The following is a 6,585-nucleotide window of genomic DNA, read 5'->3' as shown; positions in this document are numbered from 1 at the left end:
CGAAGGGCCGGCCGGCGCGCGCCTCCTCGGTCAGCCGGGCGCGGATCGCCGGCGCGCCGGCCCAGACCGTCGCGGCCGGGACATGGCCGATGCCGCGCCCGCTTTGCGCGGCCAGGCAGCGGCGCAGGTCGGGATCGGTCATCGGGGTCAGCGGGTGCGCCTCCATGCCGCTTTCGCTGAGCAGCCGGTCACCGACGAACAGATGGCCCTGATAGACCGTGCGGCCCGTCGCCCGGAAGGCCGGGCAGAAGATCACCGCCCCGGCGCCCAGGGCATCGGCCAGCGCCTCGGCCACCGGGCCGATATTGCCCCGCGCCGTGGAATCGAAGGTCGAGCAGTATTTGAACAGGATCTGCCGGCAGCCCTGCGCCCTGAGCCAGTCCAGCGCCCGCAGCGACTGGGCGACGGCCTCCTCTGGCGCGACCGAGCGGGTCTTGAGCGCGACGATCCCGGCCTCGACCGCCGGATCGGCGGGGACGTCGGGGATGCCGCAATACTGCACCACCCGCATCCCGCCCTTGACTAGCGTGTTGCCCAGATCCGAGGAGCCGGTGAAATCGTCGCCGATGCAGCCCAGCAGCATGGTCGCCCCCTCAGGTCCAGTCGCCCGGCGCGACGGCGTCCTGCGCCTGCCGCAGCCGCCAGAGTTCCGAACCCTCGTCGCACTCGACATCGGCGCAGGTGATCGGTGCGCCGGCCCGGACGTCCCGCACCAGCCGGCGCCCGGCCGCCAGGTAATAGGGGATGGGCGCCGCATCCGAAAGCGGCACGGCCGGCGTCATGCGCGACGACACATGGGCGATGGTGTGATGATGCCCCTCGGCCAACAGCAGCGTGCCCGCCGGCAGGTCGCGGTCAGCATGGGCGGTCAGGTCGATGACCGGCCGCGGCAGCGCCGCGCCCGAGGATTGGCCCAGCAGCGCCGCCTCGAAGACGGTGGTGGCCGCTTCCAGCCCCAGCAGGTGGCGCGGCAGGCCGATCATCGCCGTGCGGCCGTTCCGGGCCACCACATGGCCCTTGTCGCGCAGCATGTCCCAGCTTTCATCGTCCTTGCAGGCGACGGTGACGAAGACCCCGCCGGCAAAGCTCGGCTCGCCCGGCAGGCGCAGGCAGTGGAACACGTCGAGCGCCGGGACCGTGCCCAGCAGCCCGCCATCGGCGCGCGGGGCCATGAAATCCGCGATCTCGGTGATGCGGGCGATGGGGGCGCGCAGGTCGGCGCGGTCGGGCCGCAGGCCAAGCGCGTTGGCGACCACGGTCATCTCGCACAGGTCCGGGACCGCGCGCTGCGGCAAGGCGGCGGCCAGTTCGGCGCGGGCCTGGGCGACCTCGGGCCAGGGCCGGCCGCCGGCCTGGATCCAGGCGCCGAAGCCGGGCGCGGCGACGGTGACGCCGTTGCTGGTGATGGTCTCGGAGCTCGGGTCGAAGACAAAGTCGTATTCGCTGGACTTGCCGGCGGCGACCAGATCCAGGCCGACCACCTCGGCCCAGGATGCCAGGCCGATCAGCAGGCTGGGCTGGTCGCCGTCGACCGGCGAGACCACCCGGCCGCGCGCCGCCGCCATGCGGGCCAGGATCGGGCCCACGACGCTGTCGGTTTCCTTGGTGACCATGACGACATGCTTGTCGGCCTCGATCGCCAGCCGGGCGTGGCGGGCGCCGGCCTCGGGATTGCCGGTCGCTTCCAGCACCACCTCGACCGGCAATTCCGCGACCAGGGCCGGGTCGGCCGCGGCGATGGCGCGGCCCGCCGCCCAGGCGGCACGGATCGCGGCGGCGTCGGTGCATTCGGCGATGTCGGCCCGGTCATGCCCGACCGAGGCCAGCGCCGCGGCGGCGATGGCGGTGTCGCGGTCGAAGGCCGCGCGGCAGCGCAGCCCCCGCACATGCCGCGCCTGCGACAGGAAGCTGCGGCCGAAGCCGCCGCTGCCGATGATGGCGCATTCGACCTCGCGGGTCTCGCGCCCGGCGAAATGACGCAGATGGTTCATGCCCTGCCCCTTCTGTTATGCGGCTTATTCGACCGGCTGGCGACGCCGCAGCCGCCCACCCAGATGCAAGAGCTTCGGCAGGATCAGCAGCGCCAGCGCCAGCGTCATGATCGAGCCGACCAGCGGGTTCGAGAAGAACACCGACAGCGAGCCATCCGACAGGATCATCGACTGGTGGAAGGCGTTCTCGGCCTTGTGGCCCAGCACCATCGACAGCACCAGCGGCGCCAGCGGATAGTCCAGCCGCGTGAACAGATAGCCCACCAGGCCGAAGACCAGCACCAGCCACAAATCGAAACTGGCGCTCGAGACGGTATAGCCGCCGACGAAGCAGATCGCGACGATCATCGGCCCGATGATGGCGAAGGGGATGCGCAGCAGCGCGGCGAACATCGGCACCGTCAGCAGCACCAGGATCACCCCCACCACGTTCGAGATATACATGCTGGCGATCAGGCCCCAGACGAAATCCGGCTTGGTCGCGAACAGCATCGGCCCCGGCGTCAGGCCCCAGATCATCAGCCCGCCCATCATCACCGCCGCGGTGGCCGAGGACGGCACGCCAAGCGCCAGCATCGGCAGCATGGCGCAGGTGCCGGCGCTGTGGTCGGCGGTCTCGGGGGCGATGATGCCCTCGGGGCGGCCGGTGCCGAAAGGCTTGCCCTTGCGCGAGGATTGCCGGGCGATGCCGTAGGACATGAAGGATGCCGCGGTAGGGCCGCCCGGGGTGATGCCCATCCAGATCCCGACCAGGCCCGAACGCACCGAGGTCGCCCAATAGCGCGGCAGCTCGGCGATGGTGCGCAGCACGTCGCGCAGGTCGATGCGGGACGAGACGCCGCGGAACGACAGCCCCTCCTGCACGGTCGCCAGAAGCTCGCCGATGCCGAACAGGCCGATCACCACCACCAGGAAGCTGATGCCGCCCAGGAGGTCCGAGAAGCCGAAGGTCAGCCGCACCTCGCCGGTGACGTTGTCCATGCCGACCGAAGCGAGCAGCAGCCCGGTGGCCAGCGACACCACGGTCTTGACCGGCGCGGCGCTGCCCATGCCGATGAAGGCGGCGAAGGCCAGGAAATACACGGCGAAATATTCCGGCGCCCCGAAGCGCAGCGCGAAGTTCGAGGCCCAGCCGGCCAGCAGGGTGATGACGATCACGCCCAGCAGCGCGCCGATCCCCGCCGACATGAAGGCGAGCGTCAGCGCCCGCGTCGATTGCCCGGCCCTGGCCATTGGATAGCCGTCGAAGGTGGTGGCGACGGAACTGGGCTCACCCGGGATGTTGAACAGGATCGAGGTGGTCGAGCCCCCGAACAGCGCCCCCCAATACATCGAGGACAGCAGGATGATGGCCGAGGTCGGGTCAAGCGTGAAGGTCAGCGGGATCAAGAGCGAGACGCCGTTGGGGGCGCCCAGCCCCGGCAGCACGCCGACGACCAGGCCCAGCAGCACCCCCACCACCATCAGCATCAGGTGCATCGGCGTGATGGCGATGCCGAAGCCATGGATCAGCAGATCGAAATTTCCCATTGCCCCGCCCTTTCAGTAGATGCCCAGCAGGGGCTCGATCGGCCCCTTCAGAAGCGGCATCAGGAACGCCACCTCGAAGATCAGGTAGAGCGCGGCGGCAAAGCCGATGCCGAACACCAGGGCCACCGGCAGGCGATAGCCGCCCTGCCGCCAGGCGTTCCAGGCGATATAGCCGGCCGAGCCGACATAGATGCCGAGCGTCAGCGTCGCGACCACGAAGACCAGCATGGCGGCAAGGAAGCGGCCCAGGCGCCCCAGCCGCTCGCCGTCCAGGAACGGCTCCTCGATCTCGCCGCCGGCGGCGGCATGGGCTTGGGCGCTGCGATGGCGCAGGAAGGCGGCCACCAGGTTCCACAGGCTGGCGCCGATCAGGATCAGCCCGACATAGAACGGGAAATAGCCCGATTGCGGGCCGCTCTCCTCCCAGCCATAGCCCAGTTCGGCCGCGCCGATCACCGCGGCCAGGCCAAGCGCGCCGGTGCCGATGGCGGTGCCGATCTCGGCATGAAAACGTCTGACTGTCATGGCTCCCCCCTTCGCCGTCCTGCAGGGAAAGGCCCGCCGGGCAGAGGCCGGCGGGCCGTTCCGATGCGGCCTACTCGCCGCTCCAGCCTTCGGCCTTGAAGACCTCGACGGTCTTGGCCTCGCTGTTGGCGATGAACGTCTGCAGCTCCTCGCCGGTCAGGAAGGCGCCGGTCTGCGAGGTCTTGCCCAGGTAGTCCTTCCACTCCTGCGAATCGGTCACCTGCTTCAGCGCGTCGCGGTAGAAGGCGACCGCCTCCTCGGGAACGCCGGCCGGAACCCAGACGGTGCGCGGCATCTGGTAGCTCTCGATCTCCAGCCCCTGCTCCTTGCAGGTCGGGATGTCGTGCCAGCCCTTGCCGTCGTGGATCGGCTCGCTCTCGGCCATGCGCTGCGGCGCGAAGACACAAAGCGGGCGCACGGCGCCGGCCTGCCACTGGCCGAGGTTCTCGTTCGGGTTGTTGACATTGGCCACGACATGGCCGCCGGCCAGCTGCACGCCGACCTCGCCGCCGCCGTTGAAGGGGACATACTTGAAATCGGCGCCGGTGGTCTGCTCGATCAGCGCCACCAGGGTCTCGTCGGTATCCTTGGACTGGCTGCCGCCGAAGGGCAGCTTGCCGGGCTCGGCCTTGGCCGCCTCGATCAGGTCGCCGGCGGTCTGGTAGGGCGCATCGGCCTTGACCCAGATCAGGAACTCGTCCATCGCCAGCGCGGCGACGGGCTGCAGGTCCTCGGCCTTGTAGGCCAGCTTGGCGATATGCGGCAGCAGATAGACGTTGTTGGTGCCGAAGATCACCTTGTGGGGGTCGCCGGCGTTCTGCTTGGCGTAAAGGAACGCCTCGGCCCCCGAGCCGCCACCCTTGTTCAGCACCACCATGGGCCGGTCGATGATCTTGTCCTTGGTCAGGATCGACTGGATGGTGCGGGCGAAATTGTCGGTGCCGCCGCCGGCGCCCGAGGCGACGACGAATTCCAGCGGCCGCTCGGGCGCCCATTCCGCCGCCGCGGGCAGCGCGGTCAGCAGCGCCAGGGCCGCGACGGTTCCGATGTTTCTGAGTGTCATGTCTCTCTCCTCCTCCGTTTTTCCGGCCGGCCCCCTCAGCCGGCTGCGAATGCGCTTTCCCCGACCGGCTGCGCGGCCCAGCCCGCCTGCAGCGGGCGCTGTTCGTCGCGGGCCGGGTTCAGTTTCGCCAGGTCGAAGCCCAGCCGGGCGGCGGCCAGCGTCGCGCCCAGATCAGCCTTGCCCTGGCCGGCGATGTCGAATGCCGTGCCATGCGCCGGCGTCACGATCGGGAAACCGTAGCCCGCGATCAGCGTAACGCCCCGGTCGAAGCCCATCAGCTTCATGGCGATCTGGCCCTGGTCGTGATACATGGTCAGCACCGCATCGAACTCGCCGCGCGTGGCCCGCACGAACACAGTGTCCGAGGGGATCGGGCCGGCAACCTTCAGCCCCTCGGCCGCGGCACGCGCGACGGCGGGGGCGATGATGTCCTCGTCCTCGTCGCCGAAATTGCGGCCGTCGCCGGCATGGGGGTTCAGCGCCGCCACGCCGATGCGCGGCGCAGCCTTGCCGGCACCCTCCATCACCTCGACGGTCAGGCGGATGCTGTCCAGGATCCGCTCGACGCTGAGACGCGAGGCCACGTCGCGCAGCGGGATATGCGAGGTCACGCGGGCGTTCCACACCTCGTCCAGCACGTTGAATTCCCGCCCGCTGCGGGTCGCGCCCAGGGTGGCGTCGATGAAGCCGATCTCGTCGACATAGGCGGGACGTGCCAGGCGCATCGAATGCTTGTTGAAGGGGGTGAACATCACCGCATCGGCCAGCCCGGCCTGCGCCAGGCGCAGAACGGCGGCGAAATTCTGCAGCGAGGCCGCTCCGGCCTCGGCCGAGGAGGCGCCCAGGCGCAGCCCCTCGACCGGGCAATTCGCCAGATCGACCATGACCCGCCCGGCGGGCAGCCCTTCGCCCAGGCGGTCGGCGGCGATCACCGGCAGGTCCAGATCGACCCCCGCATGCTGGGCCCCCATCCGCAGGACACGGGCATCGCCCACCACGATCACGTCGCGGTCCTTCATCTCGTCATGGGCCAGCAGCTTTGCCGCCAGTTCCGGCCCGACACCGCCCGCATCCCCGATCGCCAATGCCATCCGCATGTCCGAATCCCTCCCTCAGCGTCTGTTCAGTATGCTGTATACAGAATTTTGCATCGCGTCCACGATTTTCTTCCCGCACCCAATGAAAAAATTCCGCGAGAACCTTTTGATTTTAATATTTATTCTTACAGAAGAAAGACGGCGCCGCGCAGGTCGGCACCGTCGGCGAAAGCCATGCCGCGTCGCTCAGACGGTCGCGAGTTCCTCGGCCACGACCCGCGCACAAAGCGCCAGAGAGACGGCGCCGGCATCGGGATGGCCGATGCTGCGTTCGGCCAGCGGGCGGGCGCGGCCCAGTTTCGGGCTCAGCTGCGCCGTCGCCTCGGCCGCCTCGGTCGCGCGCGCCGCGGCGCGCTGCCAGGCCTCGGCCAGCGCGGCG

7 protein-coding genes are annotated in these 6,585 nt (G+C 69.6%); all 7 read right to left on the bottom strand.

Annotation, left to right across the window (positions count from 1 at the left end; genetic code table 11):
- A partial coding sequence (locus I9P22_RS22670; RefSeq protein WP_199262346.1) for a four-carbon acid sugar kinase family protein occupies window positions 1–583 on the bottom strand: 583 nt, incomplete at its 3' end.
- Between the two features lie 10 nt (window positions 584–593).
- The gene (locus I9P22_RS24900; protein WP_199262344.1) at window positions 594–1,991 is read right to left on the bottom strand and encodes an SAF domain-containing protein; all 1,398 of its coding nucleotides are present in this window, start codon (window positions 1,989–1,991) and stop codon (window positions 594–596) included.
- 24 nt (window positions 1,992–2,015) lie between these two features.
- Window positions 2,016–3,521 carry a tripartite tricarboxylate transporter permease gene (locus I9P22_RS22660; RefSeq protein ID WP_199262342.1) on the bottom strand — a complete coding sequence of 502 codons (1,506 nt, stop codon included), beginning with the start codon at window positions 3,519–3,521 and terminating at the stop codon, window positions 2,016–2,018.
- A gap of 12 nt (window positions 3,522–3,533) precedes the next feature.
- Window positions 3,534–4,046, bottom strand: coding sequence for a tripartite tricarboxylate transporter TctB family protein (locus I9P22_RS22655; protein ID WP_199262340.1), 513 nt, complete (start codon window positions 4,044–4,046; stop codon window positions 3,534–3,536).
- Between the two features lie 70 nt (window positions 4,047–4,116).
- Window positions 4,117–5,109: a tripartite tricarboxylate transporter substrate binding protein gene (locus I9P22_RS22650; RefSeq protein WP_199262338.1), complete on the bottom strand. Its 993-nt coding sequence runs from the start codon at window positions 5,107–5,109 to the stop codon at window positions 4,117–4,119.
- Window positions 5,110–5,144: 35 nt separating this feature from the next.
- The gene (locus I9P22_RS22645) at window positions 5,145–6,206 is read right to left on the bottom strand and encodes a 4-hydroxythreonine-4-phosphate dehydrogenase PdxA (RefSeq protein WP_199262336.1); all 1,062 of its coding nucleotides are present in this window, start codon (window positions 6,204–6,206) and stop codon (window positions 5,145–5,147) included.
- A 186-nt stretch (window positions 6,207–6,392) separates the two neighbouring features.
- Window positions 6,393–6,585 (bottom strand): DAK2 domain-containing protein (locus tag I9P22_RS22640; RefSeq protein WP_199262334.1); only part of this gene is annotated, 193 nt, incomplete at its 5' end.

This window comes from Paracoccus binzhouensis (genome assembly GCF_016446475.1).
Lineage (GTDB): Bacteria > Pseudomonadota > Alphaproteobacteria > Rhodobacterales > Rhodobacteraceae > Paracoccus > Paracoccus binzhouensis.
The sequence above is the reverse complement of the archived record's forward strand: the minus strand, read 5'-3'. Positions and strand labels throughout refer to the sequence as shown.